Below are 16,264 nucleotides of genomic sequence, written 5' to 3' on the forward strand. Positions count from 1 at the left end.
AAAAGATATAAAAGGTGACAGATATGATTCTGTCACCTTTTCATATTTATTCTTCTTCCTCTGATTTAACTTCTTTCTTATCGCCACGGTTTGCTTCTTTTTCCGTCACTTCTCCACAGGCAATTCTAGCTCCTGAATCTCCTGCTGGCTGAGTCATGCCGTCATCCATTTTTTCCGTTATCACAATTGCTGCTCCATCTGGATCAAGCATAGAATTCTTCTTTCCACTTTTTAGGGTTAATTGAGGAGCCATTAATTCCGCTTCTGTTTTTCCATTTTCAGAAATAACATTGGGAAGATCCCCTGCGTGAGCACCTTCGGGATGCAAAAGCCCATGCTTTTTATCATCAGGATTCAAATGATCTCCAGCGCTTTTAAAATCAGGTCCCTTACATGTACCTTTTTCATGAATGTTTATCCCATGCTCACCTTCTGGTAACCCCTCTAACATCACTTCAAACTTTACACCTTCTGGCTGTTCAGAAACTTTAATGGTACCAAGTGAATCACCGCTTGCATTAAACATCTCAACATCCATTTTGGTAATTTCTTTTTCCATACAGCCGGACAAAATAAAAGGAAAAACAAAGCACAAAGACAAAAATGTTTTACGTTTCATAATACCCTCCAATGAAATGGTTTGGATAAAGGGTATTTTTTGTCACAATGTATAAACTTATTCATCTAATGAAAAGTTGTTTTCCCTTAGTCTTTGTCTTGTTCTTGTTTCGTTTGATTCATTAATTTTTCTACTTGTTCTTGTTCTTTTTTAGATAACTTCATAATAAATCGGAAAGCAAAGAAAGCTGCTATAGTAAAAATGATCATAGTAATGGCAGCAGGTATATATTCTGACTTATCCTCAGGAAAATATAAAAACAATCCAAAAATAGGAAGTAATTGATCCATGTGTTCACTACCTTTCTTTCTCCTAACTATAGCAAGTTTTAGACAAATTCACTAGGTATTAAAAGTATAGTCAAGAAACAGTCACAAATGCGATTTTAAAGCCTTCATGGTACTATAAAAGATATAAAATCAAATTTCTGAGGGTGAGATTAATGGAAGAAATGAAAATCGGTGATATTGTAACAGGAATTTATAAAACAGGTAAATACATTGGTGTTATTACTGACATTAAGCCTATGCATTATTTAGTAAAAGTTAAAGCTGTCCTAAAGCACCCACAACAAGGTGATCTACATAATCCCAAACAAGTGGATGTCCAATTTTTTCACGAGAGAAGGGCATTGGCTTTCAATGAACAAACAAATGTTCCAAAACAGATGGTTAAACGATTCGAAGACGAAGTTCCAGAATATCAGCAGTCGCTAAGAAAGGCACTGGATGTTATGAAGAAAGAACTTGAAGAAATCAATACAGATTGGGCTAAAGAATCCCTTACAAGCGTTGAAGTTCTTGAGAAAGACTATTTCCCTTATTAATTGAAAGATGTTTACTCAATAACAATATTTAGCTTTTACTTTAAATATTGTTATTGAGCTTTTTTCATATACATTATTTCGGCTTTATGTTGCATATTTATTTAATACCTTTGACAGATCAATTCGATCACCTATTGTTGTTGGGGATGGCTTTTGTAAGTACCTTTTATCCTCTTCAACTAACTTAAATAAATTGTAAGTAGTTAGGGCATCATCTAATGCACGATGATGTTTACCGGTAGCCTTTTTCCCATATTCCTCAACAGCCTTCCATAAGCCGGTTTGATTACGATCACCAAAAAACTTTTTGTATTCCATTGATAAATCTCTAAATTTCCCTGTGAATGGAAACTCTTCTCCACTCATTTGGCAATTATGACGGAGCACCTTCATATCCATATTGCCCCAAGTAATAACAGTTGTAAATGATCCATTATTATAATCATTTAGTACGGCTAAAAGCTCTGAAAAAGTCATTCCTTGATCAATTTTATTTTGCGAAATTTGTAGAAAAGTTTTACATCGCTCAGTTAATAAGGGGAATTTGTTCGGTTTAACATATGAGGAGAATTGCTCTTCAATTTGTTGGTTCTTAACAGAAACAATACCCACTTCAATAATTTCTGGATAAAAGCCCTTTGGATTCGCTTTTCCTTCCGGCATGGTAAATTCAAAATCAATAAATAAAAATTGCTCTTGTCCCTCCAATCTGTTTCGCTCCTCCTTTAGGTTATATTATTTAAAACGTTAAGAAAAAATCGCAGCATCGAAAAGTTTTTGTACGTAGGTAATCAAGATAGTAAGGGCAACTACGCATCACGCTTCGCCTTTCAGGCTCGCCAATCAACGAGTTTTCTTTATTATATCACCGATGCATTCAAAAGAACTTTAATTTTTCCAAAAATAATGAATTGTCCCTTGACTATTTTTAATTGATTGGATGATTATCTATACTCTATCTTACAATATATTCAGCAATGGTCATTATTAGGTATAATTTTAAATTGACAGTTGAAATTTATTGAATTTTTCCGATATATAACATATATATATTGTTTATTAGTTTTGTCTCTGTTGTGTCTTTACAGAGCAGAATATGTAGAAAGAAAGTGAATCAGTATGCGACATTTATTTGGTTGGACTTGTATCTTCACTATGGTACCAATCTTCATCATATGTGTTTTCGTGGCAGGTAAAGAATCTCAAGCTATTAAAGGGCTTAGTACGATATTGGATGAAAAAATCCCCATTGAATCTGTTGATTTAGCACAAAACAGTTATGTATATGATCATGAGGGGAATCTTATTTCAGAGATAACATCAAATCAACAAAATCGGATTTATGTAAAATACGAAAACATCCCTGAAATCGTAAAGAAAACCTATCTCGTTTCAGAAGATCAGCGTTTCTTTGACCATATAGGCTTTGATGCTGCTGGTATGTTTCGGGCAATATTAATTAATGCAAAATCAGAATCCGTGGAGCAAGGCGGAAGCACCATTACTCAACAGCTGGCTAGGAATGTTTATTTAAATCACGAACAATCTTATAATCGAAAGCTGAGCGAACTCCTATACTCCTATCAGCTCGAAAAAGCCTTTACAAAAGATCAAATATTTGAATATTACTTGAATGCCATTTATTTTGGTAATGGTCAATATGGAATTGGAACGGCAGCAGATTATTATTTTAATAAACAAATTCATGAACTACATCTAGCTGAACTTATCTTTATTAGTGCCATACCAAATAATCCTACACAATACGATCCAGTTAAAAATTATAAAGCAACAAAAGAAAGACAAGAAAGATTACTACAAACTCTATATGAATTCGGAGCTATTACAGCAGAAGAGCAAGAGACAGCAATAAAATTTCCTATAAAACTATCAATAAAGAATAAAGTAGATGTTCAACCAGATTATGTAACATATGTTCACCATGAGTTAAAGCAGTTGGTTGCTGAAAAAGAAGGATTAAAGGATCACAACCAAATAAATACACGTGTAAATGACATTTTAAGTCAAGGTGTAATCATTTATACGGCGTTAGAAAGTGAACGTCAAAATAAACTTGTTCAATCGATGAACACTTACATTCAATCCGATGGTATTCAAGGCGCGGCTGCAGTCATTAACCATCACTCACATCAAATTGTCGCCCTTTCTGGAGGCACAAACTATAAAAAATTTGAATTTAACCGAGCTTTTCAAGCTTATAGGCAACCCGGCTCTTCTATTAAACCATTATTGGATTATGCACCTTATATAGATGTAACCGGAGCAACTACGAAATCCAGAATCAATGCAGGCAGATTTTGCAGTGGTGGCTATTGTCCCAAAAATTATAGCGGAAGAAATTATGGCATGGTTTCATTGGAAACGGCTTTAAAATACTCCTATAACACAGCTGCAGTTCGAATGCTTCATGAAATTGGAATTGAAAAAGGTTTTTCTTACTTAGCGCCATTTGATTTTGCGAAAATCACAAAACAAGATTATCACCTTCCAGCAGCCATTGGTGGGATGATGTATGGCATTTCTCCCCTTGAATTAACAAATGCGTACACTACTTTCGCGAATAACGGTTTATATTATGAAAATCATGCTATCGTTAAAGTAACCGATCAAACAGGCAAAACACTTTACGAATGGGGTGAGAATCCTATTCGCGTATGGAAGGAAACGACAAACAAACAGATGCGATCATTACTTGCTGCTGTTGTGTCAAGCGGCACAGGTAAAAAGGCTGCAATGAATAAAAGCTATGTAGGTGGTAAAACTGGAACCTCCAACGATTATCATGACTTATGGTTTGCTGGTTTAACAGATCAGTACACTGGTGTCGTTTGGGTTGGGAAAGATCAGCCAGCTAACATTAGGGGTGTTTATGAAAGAGGCTTACATCTTCTTATTTGGAAAGAAATGATGAAATAAGACAATTACTTCAATAAGGGGGGAATAAATATGAATGCAAATAATCAGCCTGTTCTTCTCTTTGACGGAGTGTGTCATTTTTGTGATCAAGCTGTTCAATTTATTATTCGATACGATAAAAAAGCTACGTTTCAATTCGCTGCTCTGCAGTCAAACACAGGTCAAGAACTCTTAAAAAAATTTCAACTTCCAACTACTAACTTTAATAGTTTAGTCGTCATTAAGGGTAGTAGCTATTATACAAAATCATCAGCTGTTCTTGAAATCTGTAAACTTCTAGGCGGAACTTGGCAACTTTTATATCTATTCAAAATAGTCCCCAGACCAATTCGAGACCAAATATACAACTTTATAGCAAGAAATCGATATAAATGGTTTGGCAAAAAAGACCAATGTACAATCCCAAAACCTGAGGATAGAAAAAGGTTTTTGCCTTAAAAACTTTTTTGTTAGAAATTGTTGTATTTGTACTTTTTAAAAAAATGATAGTGAAATGGAGCGGAAGAAACTTGGCTCCTGCGGGAGGTAGAGGAAAGGCCAAGACCCCGCAGGCGAAGCCGAGGAGGCTTGGCTTCCTCCCCGCGGAAAGCAAGTTACTGGAGCGCAATGAAACGAACAAGTTATACAGACTTTAAATAAGACTATTTTAATAAAAAAAAGCTGAGATTGATATCAACCATCAATCTCAGCTTTTTTATTGTTACACAGGCAAGCTCGCCATCACACTATTATAAAGCCTAAAACATAAATACAATGTTCCAAGTAAAAAGATGAACCAAAATAGAACATGAAATAGCACTAATCCTATTAAAGATAACGAGGTTAATGACTGACTAAATTTATAAACGATAAAAACAAAATAAATCAATGTTGCTAAAAGAAATATACCGATAATCGCATACGGATACTGAACAGCTGCAAGAGAAAGTGCCCCACCTATTAAATAAATGGAAGAACCACCTCTAATTTTAGTCAAATTTTCACCGGCTACATCTTTTGAAAAAAACAAAAGCGAAAGCTCTGTAACGGTGTTTGCAATTAACTTTAATGCTGAAAACAGCATAAAAAAAAGAAGAGAAAAAACGATAAATAACGCCAGCTTAATCCCACTATTAGAGAAGAACTCAAGCATTCCGTCATAAATACCAAAAACCTGCAAATAGTCTATTACCATCATGACTGTAACGATCGATAACGAAGCACTAAATAATAAGATTGTAATTAGAGGAAAATAACTAGTAAAGTATGTATTTTTCATAAAATCAGTTTCCTTGCTAAATAATTCAGTTTCCATCCTATTATGAATTAGCGCATTCTCTTTGACAAGGCTTTATGTAAATAAATAGAAATTCATATTTCTATTTACTAAAAAACAGGATGCCTACTAATTCACACCCTGTTAACGAAGTACAACGCGCACATATTCACGCGGTCGAAACTTTTCAAATACATTTGCTTCCTCTGTTAACGATTCAATGGGTGTTTCAGTATTTGTTAATTGAATGGCTGAGTCTTCAAATGAAATCGTTTCGACATATTCTCTTTTTACTCTTTCATTTATATACCAAGCACTGCTAAACAAGGATGAAAACAAACACCCTGCGACAAAAATCTTTGTTTTGTGCATGGAATCACCTCAAACCTTAGGATGTTCTTAAGGTCTTTATAATATACAAGTCAGCAGAAATTTGTTATCATTTTTATGTTCATATGAACTTGAAATGAGCAATATTTGATATAATTTCATAGTGCTCCACAATCTGGAACATAATAATTCAGTAATACTGAGCCAGATTTGCTCTTACTACTATAAGGAGGTTAAAAGATGACATTATTACATGTGGCAATTTTATCACCATTTTTACTTGCCATACTTATTCCATTCCTGTATAAGTACTTTCGTAACATTCATACAGGCTGGTTTGTACTAGGATTACCGATCCTACTCTTTGTTTATTTTATACAATTTCTAGATTCAACGATGCACGGTGATATAATCAGTTACACCGCAAATTGGATACCTTCACTTGGTATTAACTTTACTGCATACATAGATGGTCTTGGACTGTTATTTGCGTTATTAATTTCTGGAATTGGTGCATTAGTTGTACTATATTCGATCTATTACCTATCAAAAGAGAAAGAACAATTAAACACCTTCTATGTGTATTTACTCATGTTTATGGGTGCCATGCTCGGGGTTGTTTTATCTGACAACCTGATCGTCCTATATACCTTTTGGGAATTTACATCCCTTTCATCTTTCTTGTTAATCGGTTATTGGTACCACCGAGAAAAATCACGTTACGGTGCACAAAAGTCTATGCTTATCACGATCTTTGGCGGACTCCTCATGCTTGGTGGTTTTATCATGCTCTATATGATGACCGGTACCTTCAGCATTCGAGAAATTGTTGGTCAAGTTCCGGATATAGCACAGCATGAACTTTTTGTACCTGCTCTTATTTTAATTTTGTTTGGAGCTTTTACAAAATCAGCGCAGTTTCCATTTTATATTTGGTTACCAGACGCAATGGAAGCACCAACACCAGTTAGTGCTTATCTCCATTCAGCAACAATGGTTAAAGCAGGGATTTATCTAGTAGCACGCTTCAGCCCTGTATTTTCCGGGACACCTGAATGGTTTTGGATTGTTTCATCATTCGGTATTTTCACGATGTTCTGGGGATCATTTAATGCAGTAAAACAGACTGACCTAAAAGGGATACTAGCATTCTCAACAGTCAGTCAATTAGGAATGATCATGTCAATGCTCGGTGTTGGTTCAGCTGCACTGGCTCTTGACTCTATTGATGATAGTTACTATACAGTTGCAACGCTTGCTGCTATTTTCCACCTAATAAACCATGCTACTTTTAAAGGAAGCTTGTTTATGGTGGTTGGAATTATTGACCATGAAACAGGAACACGTGATATCAGAAAGCTTGGCGGTCTTATGAGTTTGATGCCAATTACGTTTACGATATCAATTATCGGTGCTTTTTCAATGGCAGGATTGCCTCCTTTTAATGGTTTTCTCAGTAAGGAAATGTTCTTTACTAGTATGATCCGTGTAATGGAAATGAACGTTTTCAATATTGAAACAATTGGTCTATTATTCCCGATTATCGCCTGGGTTGGTAGTATATTCACCTTCATTTACAGCATGGTATTAGTATTTAAAACCTTCACAGGGAACTATCAACCTGAAAAGCTTAAGAAGAAGCCACATGAAGCACCAATCGGAATGCTCATTTCACCGATTATCTTGGCTTCACTTGTCGTAATTTTCTTCTTCTTCCCGAACATATTAGCTTACACGATCATTGAGCCTGCGATGGCTTCGATCATTCCGGGACTACTAGGTGATGAAGGACATTTTCATGTTCATATCTATCCTTGGCATGGGTTTACGGTTGAATTATTCATGACAATAGGTGTGATTGCATTAGGTATTATCGGGTACTTATCTCTTACAAAATGGAGATCTGTTTATCGTTTAGTTCCTGAAAAGCTAACGTTAAATAAAGGATATGATGCAGCATTACATCAACTTGATCAATCTTCATTCCGTTTAACTAGATTTTATATGACTGGATTTATCCGTGATTATCTAGCGTATATTTTTACCTTCTTTATTCTTATTCTCGGCACTGCATTGGTTGCAACCGGAGGATTTACATTCTCCATGGCAGGAACTGCTCCAATTGGTGTTTATGAGGCGGTTTTAGCTTTTGTAATGGTAGTTGGTACAGTGACAGTTTTATTTTCTAAATCCCGTTTGACTGCAATTATTGCTCTAGGATCAGTTGGATACTCATTATCACTCTTTTTCGTCCTATTCCGGGCGCCTGACCTAGCTTTAACGCAATTATGTGTGGAAACAGTATCAGTAGCTTTATTCCTACTTTGTTTCTACCATTTACCGGAATTTAAAAAGAAAGAAAAAAAGCTTCACTTTAAATTAACCAATCTGCTTATTTCTCTAGGTGTTGGTACAATCGTTACACTTATTGCTCTATCTGCTAATAGCCAACGTGTATCAGAAACAATTTCTACTTATTTCATTGAAAACAGCTATAAGCTAGCAGGTGGAAAAAATATGGTTAACGTCATTCTTGTAGACTTTAGAGGCTTTGATACATTATTTGAAATAGCTGTTTTAGGGATTGCGGCACTAGGAATTTTTAGTATGATTCGCTTAAAAGTCAGAAGGGAGGAAAAAGGGTGAAAAAAAATATAAAAACTAATGATATTATCTTTCAAACCGTTACTAAGATTGTTGTGTTTATTATCATTATCTATTCATTACACCTTTTCTTTTCTGGACACTATACACCAGGTGGAGGTTTTATTGGCGGACTGATGACTGCTGCGGCACTCGTCTTACTGTTATTAGCATTTGATATAAAAACAGTTGTCAATACACTACAGGTTGATTATCTGAAATTAACGGCAACTGGATTACTAATTGCTGTATTAACAGGAATAGGTTCATTTTTCTTCAATGTTCCGTTTCTAACACATACATTTAGCTATGTACAGCTACCTCTGCTAGGAAAAACCTCTTTAGCTACAGCGGTATTATTTGATTTAGGGGTTTATCTCGTTGTTATCGGTGTAACGATGACCATTATTCAAACGATTGGAGAGACGGAATAATGGAAATTTTAATGTCTATTGTTGTTGGTATCATTATTACGGCTGCGGTTTATTTAATGTTATCAAAAAGTTTATTACGAATTATTATTGGTACTGGTTTGCTTAGTCATGGTGCACATTTACTCATCTTAACGATGGGGGGCCTAAAAAAAGGTGCTGCTCCGTTGCTTGGTGAGCATGCAGAAGTCTACGTTGATCCACTTCCACAAGCTTTAATTTTAACTGCGATTGTTATTAGCTTTGGAGTCACATCCTTTTTCCTTGTTCTTGCCTACCGTTCATACCAAGAGCTCGGGACTGATGATATGGATCAACTAAGGGGAAATGATCAATATGAATAACTTAATTATCTTGCCAATTGTTATCCCATTTTTAATGGGAATACTCTTAATCTTTTTCAACAAACATATTACGGTTCAAAAATGGCTAAGTGCTGTTGCTTCATTCTTAAGTGTCATTGCTTCCATTGTGATCGTTCAGACCGTTCATACAAACGGAATTCAGACACTAGAGATCGGAAATTGGGCACCACCTTATGGAATTGTACTTGTTGCCGATATGTATGCCAGCTTATTAGTGTTAACAACAAGTATTATCGGCTTTACATCGCTATTGTTTGCTTTCTCATCTGTAACGTCAGATCGAGAAAAATTTTACTTTTATCCAGGCGTTCAATTTTTACTTTTAGGTGTAACAGGTGCTTTTCTAACAGGGGATATTTTTAATCTCTTTGTATTTTTTGAAGTCATGCTTATGTCTTCTTATTTGTTAATTGTATTAGGAAGCTCCAAAAATCAGCTTCGCGAGTCAATTAAATACATCTTAGTGAATGTTATTTCTTCGGCACTTTTTGTTATTGCGGTAGCGTATTTATATGCAGTAACAGGAACATTAAATATGGCAGACTTAAGTGTAAGAATAGCAGATATGGGGCAATCCGGGTTATTAACAGTCATCGCCATTCTCTTTCTAGTCATCTTTGGCTTAAAGGGTGCGATTTTCCCGTTGTACTTCTGGCTTCCTGCCTCCTACCAGGCACCACCTGCTGTTGTTACAGCATTATTCGGAGCATTATTAACAAAAGTTGGGGTTTATTCCATTACACGTGTGTATACCGTTATTTTCTATCACGAGCCATCTTTTACACACGAAATTCTCGCTTGGCTTTCAGCACTAACAATTGTTTTTGGTGTCATTGGAGCAATTGCCTATTGGGATATTAAAAAGATTGTCATCTATAACATCATTACTGCAGTTGGTGTTATATTATTTGGAATCGCAGCAAATACTCCAAATTCAGTTGAGGGCTCTATTTATTATTTAGTTCACGACATGATTGTTAAAGGAGCACTATTCTTCTTAGTTGGTACAATTATTGCGATAACAGGCACTAGTAATTTACGGAAATTCAGCGGATTGATTGCTAGCCACCCTTTTCTTGGATGGATGTTCTTAATTGCCACTTTGGCTTTAGCAGGAATTCCACCACTCAGTGGCTTTATTGGAAAGCTAAAAATTATTCAGGGCGGCTTTGAAGCAGGTGAATACACAATTGCTTTTGTTGTACTGCTATCAAGTTTGTTAGTGCTTTACTCTGTAATGAAGATATTCATCCATGGTTTTTGGGGAGAGCCAAATAAAACGCCTGTTAATAAAGAGGCTACAAAGGGTTTAATACTCCCAATAGTCATTTTGCTTGTATTGTCAATTGCTTATGGTTTTGGGGTTGAATCACTTTCACCTTATATTTCACAGGCTGCCAATACTCTGCTTGATCCATCAATCTATATTCAAGCCGTATTGAAGGAGTAGATCATATGGCATTTCAAATTTTACTTAACTTTATTTTAGGATTCATTTGGATGTTTCTTTCGAATGATTATTCTTCCTTAGCTTTTGCTAAAGGATACTTTTTCGGGATATTAATTCTTTTTGTTCTAAGACGCTTTTTTCAACACAGATTTTATTTTTATAACGTGATTGCGATTATTAGGCTTCTCTATATTTTCTTAGTAGAGCTTGTTAAATCCAATCTCTCTGTATTAAAAGTCATTCTATCTCCCAAGCTTAATTTAAGACCGGGAATTTTTGCTCTTGAGACAGAGCTCGAAAAAGAATGGGAAATTACGATACTATCCAACCTCATTACATTAACACCGGGAACTCTCGTGCTGGAGGTTTCTGAGGATAATAAAACATTATATATTCATGCAATGGATATTGATGACGTCGAGCAAGCAAAACTTGATATAAAAAATACATTTGAAAAAGCAATCAAGGAGGTGAGCCGTTAATGTTTAAGTTAGTCATGACCATTTCACTCATTATAGTGGCAATCTCGACTCTTTTATATGTCTATCGACTTGTAAAGGGACCATCAACACCTGATCGTGTTATTGCACTAGATGCAATCGGTATAAACTTAATTGCAATAACGGCGATTATCTCCGTTGTGCTAAATACAAGTGCATTTGTTGAGGTTATTCTTTTATTAGGAATATTAGCTTTTATTGGTACTGTTGCCTTTTCTAAATACCTGGAGAAAGGAGAGATCATTGAAAATGATCGAGATCAGTAAATTTATTGTTGGCTTTCTTATTCTCCAAGGTTCGTTACTAAGCCTAATTGCGGCAATCGGTGTAGTTCGTTTGCCAGATCCATATACTCGTAACCATGCAGCATCAAAGAGTGCCACTTTAGGAATCATTAGTATACTGCTGGGGCTATTTATGTATTATTTACTCATTGATCATCATGCAAATTCCAGAGTGCTTTTAGGGATTATCTTTGTCTTTATCACAGCGCCTGTTGCAGGACATCTAATAAGTAGGGCGGCATATAATATTGGTGTTCCATTGTGGGAGAAAAGTGTTCAAGATGATTTAGCCAAAGCAAGAAAACATGAAAAAAGTAGATGAGCGTTGCTCATCTACTTTTTTATACTCTACATCACTGATAACCTCTTGCTCCTGCGCATGCATGATAATTTCAAAGCATATCATCGTTTAATAAAAGATTTGCTCATTTTTGTTTCTTCAAAATTGCCATTGTGCATCTGGACAAGCATATCAGCTCTTCAGCTTCATCTACGATCTTTATTTCCCATACCATTGTTGTTTTCCCACGATGTGCAGGTTTAGCATGTGCTGTGACTACACCTGATTTTTTCCCACGAATATGATTTGCGTTTATTTCTAGACCTACACATATTTCTGTTTCATGATCAACTAGATTATAAGCGCCAATACTTGCTACAGTTTCTGCAAGGGCAACTGATGCTCCACCATGAAGTAACCCAAATGGTTGGTGTGTACGATGATCTACTGGCATTGTGGCAATCACACACTCAGGTGTAACAGAGGTTACTTCTATTCCTAAAGTCTCCATTAATGTATTTTTCACATTAAAATCCATTATGACCCGACCCTTCATATAGTCTATTACTCTTAATAATACACCTTGTTTAATATAAACAATTGTAATTATAGTCTATCATAAGGAGATTCTTTAAGTGAAAAATAAAAGATCAAAACATCACTTAATGGCTTTAAAGAATACAAGTGGAATGATTACAGAAGTCTAAGATGAAATAAACTTCAATCACAGGTGACAGCCAAAATCCTGCAAAAAAATGCTTACTATTTTCTTAGAACAAACACAACAAAAATAAAATAAACAAATAATAAGAGTAATGTTGGAAGTACAGCCATAATATCCATTATAACCTCCTCATTTAGGAAACGCTTTCCTGATTCCTAAAAGGATATAATTAACATCTTAATGGATAAATATCATGGCTATATTGAGGATTTGTTTAGATTTTGTAAAATTAAAGAAAACACGAAAAATGTACTTGAAATAGAATAGACTTGGTATTCACCAAGTCTATATTTCAATATCTATTTTCAATCCATTTTCCCTTGATGTTTCAATTAAGAAAGATCCTTTTAAAGCTTTAACACGTTCACTAATACCAGAAAGGCCTGTTCTTTCCTTTTGGTCAGCTATTTCTTCATAGTTAAAACCAATACCATTGTCCTCGTAATGGAGAACGATCTTATCTTTTATACAAACAAGAATAATCATAACATTTGTTGCTTCTGAATGTTTATGAGCATTTATAAGCAATTCCTGTATAATTCGATAAAGGTTTAATTGGGTATCAATATCCAAAGCGACATTTATATTCCCAGTGTTAAGTCGGATATCAAAATCCACAATGTCCTGATATTGCATAATGAGCTTGTTTAATGCCTTAACTAAGCCTAAATCATAAAGCAACTGTGGTCGCAGTTCCTGGCATGTTTCTCTTGTTTCTTTAATGACCTTCGTCATACTGCTGTTTATGCTTTGTAGCTGTTTTTTAAGAACATCAGCATCCTCTTCTAACATTGCCAATTCACATTGCCTTTTTAAAGAAACTAAGTCCTGAAGAACAGAGTCATGTATTTCCTTAGCTAAATGAGATCGTTGCTTTTCTTCTATAGAAAACAAAATCTTATTCAGCCAATCTGGTTTTCCTTCCTCGGTCTCAACTTTTTGTAAGTGTTGCATTAGTTCATCAATTTTCAAAAAGTTTTCTAATGAAACATTTGTGTAAAACGAGAGAGTTTTTAACCATGACACCTCATCACGAGTTAATTTAGGTGTGTTTAGTATAGACAAGCATACTAACACGTAACTCTTGTTGTCAGTTACACCTATATTAATAACAAAACCTTTATCTACTTCAACAATCTTACCAACTTCATTTGAAGCTTCTTTAATTTCCTTTAAATAAGCTCTATAATTTGATTCCTTTGCTAAGGGATCAACAGAAGCAATATTCTTTACCTTATCAAGCTCGATAAAATATGCTTTGCTAACATGGAGTACATCTACAATTACTTGCTTTAATTGTGCAATAACCTGTTCCAAATTACTTGCTTTTCGTATGCTTTGAGTATACTTAAAAATACTGTCCTGATAATTATACTTTTCAGATATCCTCTTTAACCTAAAGCGATCATCTAAAACTTCCTTCACATAAAAAATGAACACCATGGCTAAGTAAATATAAACAAAAAGTTGGACAGAATTAAAAGTTGAATTGCTATCTTTTAAAGTGAACATAATCATAACCATAATCAGAGTTGGAATTATGGCTAGTATTGAATAATATTTAAGTCTTCCTAACAAGAATTCAATATCGTATATCTTAGTTACCAAAAATTGATAAACTAATGAAAAGGGAATTAAAAGTAAAAAAGCAGATAAAAATATTGGCGAGAATACATACTTTTGAAAAATTACATACGGAATGACATAGAATAAAAGAAATGGTGTAAAAGCCAAAACATTTGTAACAATTAATATTTTGACTAAGTATGCTTGTTCTGAGTACCTAATCTTTCTTAAACCTGAAAACTTTAAACTAAAAGTTAAAATAAGTAAAATAAGAAATGACAATAGGGTAAGCAATCTATTACTTATTATGGTCATTCCCCAAAAATTATGGACTATTTCAGACAATATATTGATCAATACGAGCATATAACCAAATATAATATAAGAAAAATTGAAAAGTTCTTTTCCTAATTCTTTAAAATATTGATAGATAAAGTGCAGATAGCTTACTGGAACTAATGTAAATAATGCTATATTCACGTATCTACTTAGTAAATCTCCCCTTGAAGAACCACTTGCACTAATATAAGCCATGGCTATTATTAATAAAAATAGTATTAATAAATGAGCAGACCGTTGATTTTTCTCTTTGTTCGATTTATTAATAAAATAAATACTAAACAAGCATAAAGCAAGAACTGTTAAAGGTATGATTATAATGAACAAAACCTGATTATTAAATAAAGTTGATGGAACAATATATTCTTTAGTTATTCCATTTGTACTAAGTACCTTAACTGAGTTTATCTGTTCAAGGAGACCATGGCTAACAGCTGGGTCATGTAGCTGTGGATCTTTGTTATTTATTTCAATGATTGTATCCCCAACATGAATACCCACTTTTTCTGCCCAGGTTTTTGGCTCAATTTCAGAAATCAGCATTTCTTCGTTATTTGTTTCAATTATTCTAGCTCCAACATAGGGGTATTTATAATTTAAAATTATAATATAAAGGACAAAGATAATACTTATTATGACTAATAGTTGGAGCATCCTATTAAAGGTAAGACGCATCTAAATTATAAACACCTTTCAACATAAATTATTATAATAATCGTTTAAAATTGTTCTTAACCAGTTATGAGAACAGCTTTTAATCGCTCAATTTGGTCCTGTTTAATTGGTAATTCATTTATTAAGTTTGTTGCTTTATTCACAGCTATTTGCTTCATGACATTTAAATAATGCACTGTTCCCGAATTTAAGAGTTTGTTACTAAACTTTTTATAACCTCCAAAGTAGGCTTCGACTGATTTTTCACTTTTAAAGCCTTCAATAATATCCATAGCATGTTCGTTACACTTTTTTTGAAGGTAAAGAAAGCCTAATGATTTTTTCTGTGCTGAAATGTCGTTTTTATTTGGATTAAATAAATCTCTAAAGTCATTTTCAATTTGTGCAGCTATTCCAATTTGGTACGAATATGTCTCAACTTTTTCCTCATTTGCACCAGCTAAAAGCATGCCACTTACAGATGCTAATGCAATTAAAGACCCTGACTTATTCTTCATCATTTTGATACATTCCTCTTCAGTCAATATTGAGTTTTCCAAATCAATATGCTGCCCTTCCATTGCTTGGAGAGAAAACTGAGTAAATGCATCAAGTATTTGAATTCTATATGGAGAGGATAATGATAATATCAATTTTTGACTTAACGTATAAATCATCGTTGCTGCATTTAAAGCAATGGAAGGGTTAATTTTCATCCATGGCTCTTTCATATTATCTAAGTCTTCAAGATCATCCAACATATCAAAAGATAAGATTAGTAATTGAATAGCAGCAGCAAGCCTCACTATTTCTGCACTTTTCCCCTCGAATGCATCATGATGTAATATGGCCAAATGAGCAAAATGAAAGTTGTCTTTCTCCTTAATAAAAGAAACAACAAGATTCTGTAATTGGTTCTCTTTTACTTGTGAAGCAATACATTGAATCATTTGTTGTTTAATACGTTCATTATCAACCATCTTTTGGACAACCACCTGTCTAGGGTTATATGACTACATGCTAAAATCTCTTTCATTGAATAACTCAATCATCTTCCATTC

At 34.3% G+C, this 16,264-nt stretch carries 18 protein-coding genes; 10 read left to right on the forward strand and 8 right to left on the reverse strand.

Annotation, left to right across the window (positions count from 1 at the left end; genetic code table 11):
* Positions 1–46: 46 nt before the first annotated feature.
* Together D9842_RS15405 and D9842_RS15410 are read right to left on the reverse strand one after the other, a co-directional pair.
* Complete coding sequence (locus D9842_RS15405; protein ID WP_121663269.1) at positions 47–619, reverse strand: superoxide dismutase family protein; 573 nt, start codon at positions 617–619, stop codon at positions 47–49.
* 86 nt (positions 620–705) lie between these two features.
* Positions 706–909, reverse strand: coding sequence for a hypothetical protein (locus D9842_RS15410; RefSeq protein WP_121663270.1), 204 nt, complete (start codon positions 907–909; stop codon positions 706–708).
* A 152-nt stretch (positions 910–1,061) separates the two neighbouring features.
* Here D9842_RS15410 and D9842_RS15415 point away from each other — a divergent pair, with 152 nt between their 5' ends.
* Positions 1,062–1,445 carry a kinase-associated lipoprotein KapB gene (locus D9842_RS15415; RefSeq protein ID WP_121663271.1) on the forward strand — a complete coding sequence of 128 codons (384 nt, stop codon included), beginning with the start codon at positions 1,062–1,064 and terminating at the stop codon, positions 1,443–1,445.
* 84 nt (positions 1,446–1,529) lie between these two features.
* Here D9842_RS15415 and kapD read toward each other — a convergent pair whose 3' ends face one another.
* Positions 1,530–2,108, reverse strand: coding sequence for a 3'-5' exonuclease KapD (gene kapD, locus D9842_RS15420; protein WP_232273894.1), 579 nt, complete (start codon positions 2,106–2,108; stop codon positions 1,530–1,532).
* Positions 2,109–2,564: 456 nt separating this feature from the next.
* On the opposite strand from kapD, the gene D9842_RS15425 reads away from it, so the two are divergent.
* Positions 2,565–4,382, forward strand: coding sequence for a transglycosylase domain-containing protein (locus D9842_RS15425; protein WP_121663273.1), 1,818 nt, complete (start codon positions 2,565–2,567; stop codon positions 4,380–4,382).
* 30 nt (positions 4,383–4,412) lie between these two features.
* Positions 4,413–4,820 carry a thiol-disulfide oxidoreductase DCC family protein gene (locus D9842_RS15430; RefSeq protein ID WP_121663274.1) on the forward strand — a complete coding sequence of 136 codons (408 nt, stop codon included), beginning with the start codon at positions 4,413–4,415 and terminating at the stop codon, positions 4,818–4,820.
* Positions 4,821–5,082: 262 nt separating this feature from the next.
* Here the strand turns inward: D9842_RS15430 and D9842_RS15435 are convergent, their stop codons facing one another.
* Together D9842_RS15435 and D9842_RS15440 are read right to left on the reverse strand one after the other, a co-directional pair.
* Positions 5,083–5,640, reverse strand: a complete 558-nt coding sequence (locus D9842_RS15435) for a DUF5366 family protein (protein ID WP_121665084.1) — start codon at positions 5,638–5,640, stop codon at positions 5,083–5,085.
* A 141-nt stretch (positions 5,641–5,781) separates the two neighbouring features.
* The gene (locus tag D9842_RS15440) at positions 5,782–6,009 is read right to left on the reverse strand and encodes a hypothetical protein (protein ID WP_121663275.1); all 228 of its coding nucleotides are present in this window, start codon (positions 6,007–6,009) and stop codon (positions 5,782–5,784) included.
* 198 nt (positions 6,010–6,207) lie between these two features.
* Between D9842_RS15440 and D9842_RS15445 the strand changes: the two genes are divergently transcribed.
* From D9842_RS15445 to mnhG, 7 genes are read left to right on the forward strand one after another with little or no spacing between them, the layout of a single operon-like run.
* The gene (locus D9842_RS15445) at positions 6,208–8,613 is read left to right on the forward strand and encodes a Na+/H+ antiporter subunit A (protein WP_121663276.1); all 2,406 of its coding nucleotides are present in this window, start codon (positions 6,208–6,210) and stop codon (positions 8,611–8,613) included.
* A gap of 8 nt (positions 8,614–8,621) precedes the next feature.
* On the forward strand, positions 8,622–9,044 hold the full coding sequence (locus D9842_RS15450; RefSeq protein ID WP_098795599.1) for a Na(+)/H(+) antiporter subunit B: 423 nt from the start codon (positions 8,622–8,624) through the stop codon (positions 9,042–9,044).
* A complete protein-coding gene (locus D9842_RS15455; protein WP_098795579.1) occupies positions 9,044–9,385 on the forward strand; it encodes a Na(+)/H(+) antiporter subunit C in 342 nt (113 codons plus the stop codon). The genes D9842_RS15450 and D9842_RS15455 overlap by 1 nt, the downstream gene beginning before the upstream one ends.
* A complete protein-coding gene (locus D9842_RS15460) occupies positions 9,378–10,856 on the forward strand; it encodes a Na+/H+ antiporter subunit D (RefSeq protein ID WP_121663277.1) in 1,479 nt (492 codons plus the stop codon). Before D9842_RS15455 ends, D9842_RS15460 begins: the two co-directional genes overlap by 8 nt.
* Positions 10,857–10,861: 5 nt before the next feature.
* Entirely contained in the window at positions 10,862–11,338 is a 477-nt protein-coding gene (locus D9842_RS15465; protein WP_121663278.1) for a Na+/H+ antiporter subunit E, read from the forward strand.
* Positions 11,338–11,622, forward strand: coding sequence for a Na(+)/H(+) antiporter subunit F1 (locus tag D9842_RS15470; RefSeq protein WP_121663279.1), 285 nt, complete (start codon positions 11,338–11,340; stop codon positions 11,620–11,622). The genes D9842_RS15465 and D9842_RS15470 overlap by 1 nt, the downstream gene beginning before the upstream one ends.
* A complete protein-coding gene (mnhG, locus tag D9842_RS15475; RefSeq protein ID WP_121663280.1) occupies positions 11,606–11,962 on the forward strand; it encodes a monovalent cation/H(+) antiporter subunit G in 357 nt (118 codons plus the stop codon). Before D9842_RS15470 ends, mnhG begins: the two co-directional genes overlap by 17 nt.
* Before the next feature lie 103 nt (positions 11,963–12,065).
* Here mnhG and D9842_RS15480 read toward each other — a convergent pair whose 3' ends face one another.
* The 3 genes from D9842_RS15480 to D9842_RS15490 all read right to left on the reverse strand — a co-directional run bounded on the left by D9842_RS15480 (position 12,066) and on the right by D9842_RS15490 (position 16,183).
* On the reverse strand, positions 12,066–12,458 hold the full coding sequence (locus tag D9842_RS15480; protein ID WP_180320394.1) for a hotdog fold thioesterase: 393 nt from the start codon (positions 12,456–12,458) through the stop codon (positions 12,066–12,068).
* A gap of 471 nt (positions 12,459–12,929) precedes the next feature.
* The gene (locus tag D9842_RS15485) at positions 12,930–15,224 is read right to left on the reverse strand and encodes a histidine kinase (RefSeq protein ID WP_121663281.1); all 2,295 of its coding nucleotides are present in this window, start codon (positions 15,222–15,224) and stop codon (positions 12,930–12,932) included.
* Positions 15,225–15,280: 56 nt separating this feature from the next.
* On the reverse strand, positions 15,281–16,183 hold the full coding sequence (locus tag D9842_RS15490) for a polyprenyl synthetase family protein (protein WP_121663282.1): 903 nt from the start codon (positions 16,181–16,183) through the stop codon (positions 15,281–15,283).
* Positions 16,184–16,264: the final 81 nt, after the last annotated feature.

The sequence above is a fragment of the Metabacillus litoralis genome (assembly GCF_003667825.1).
Classification (GTDB): Bacteria; Bacillota; Bacilli; order Bacillales; family Bacillaceae; genus Metabacillus; species Metabacillus litoralis_B.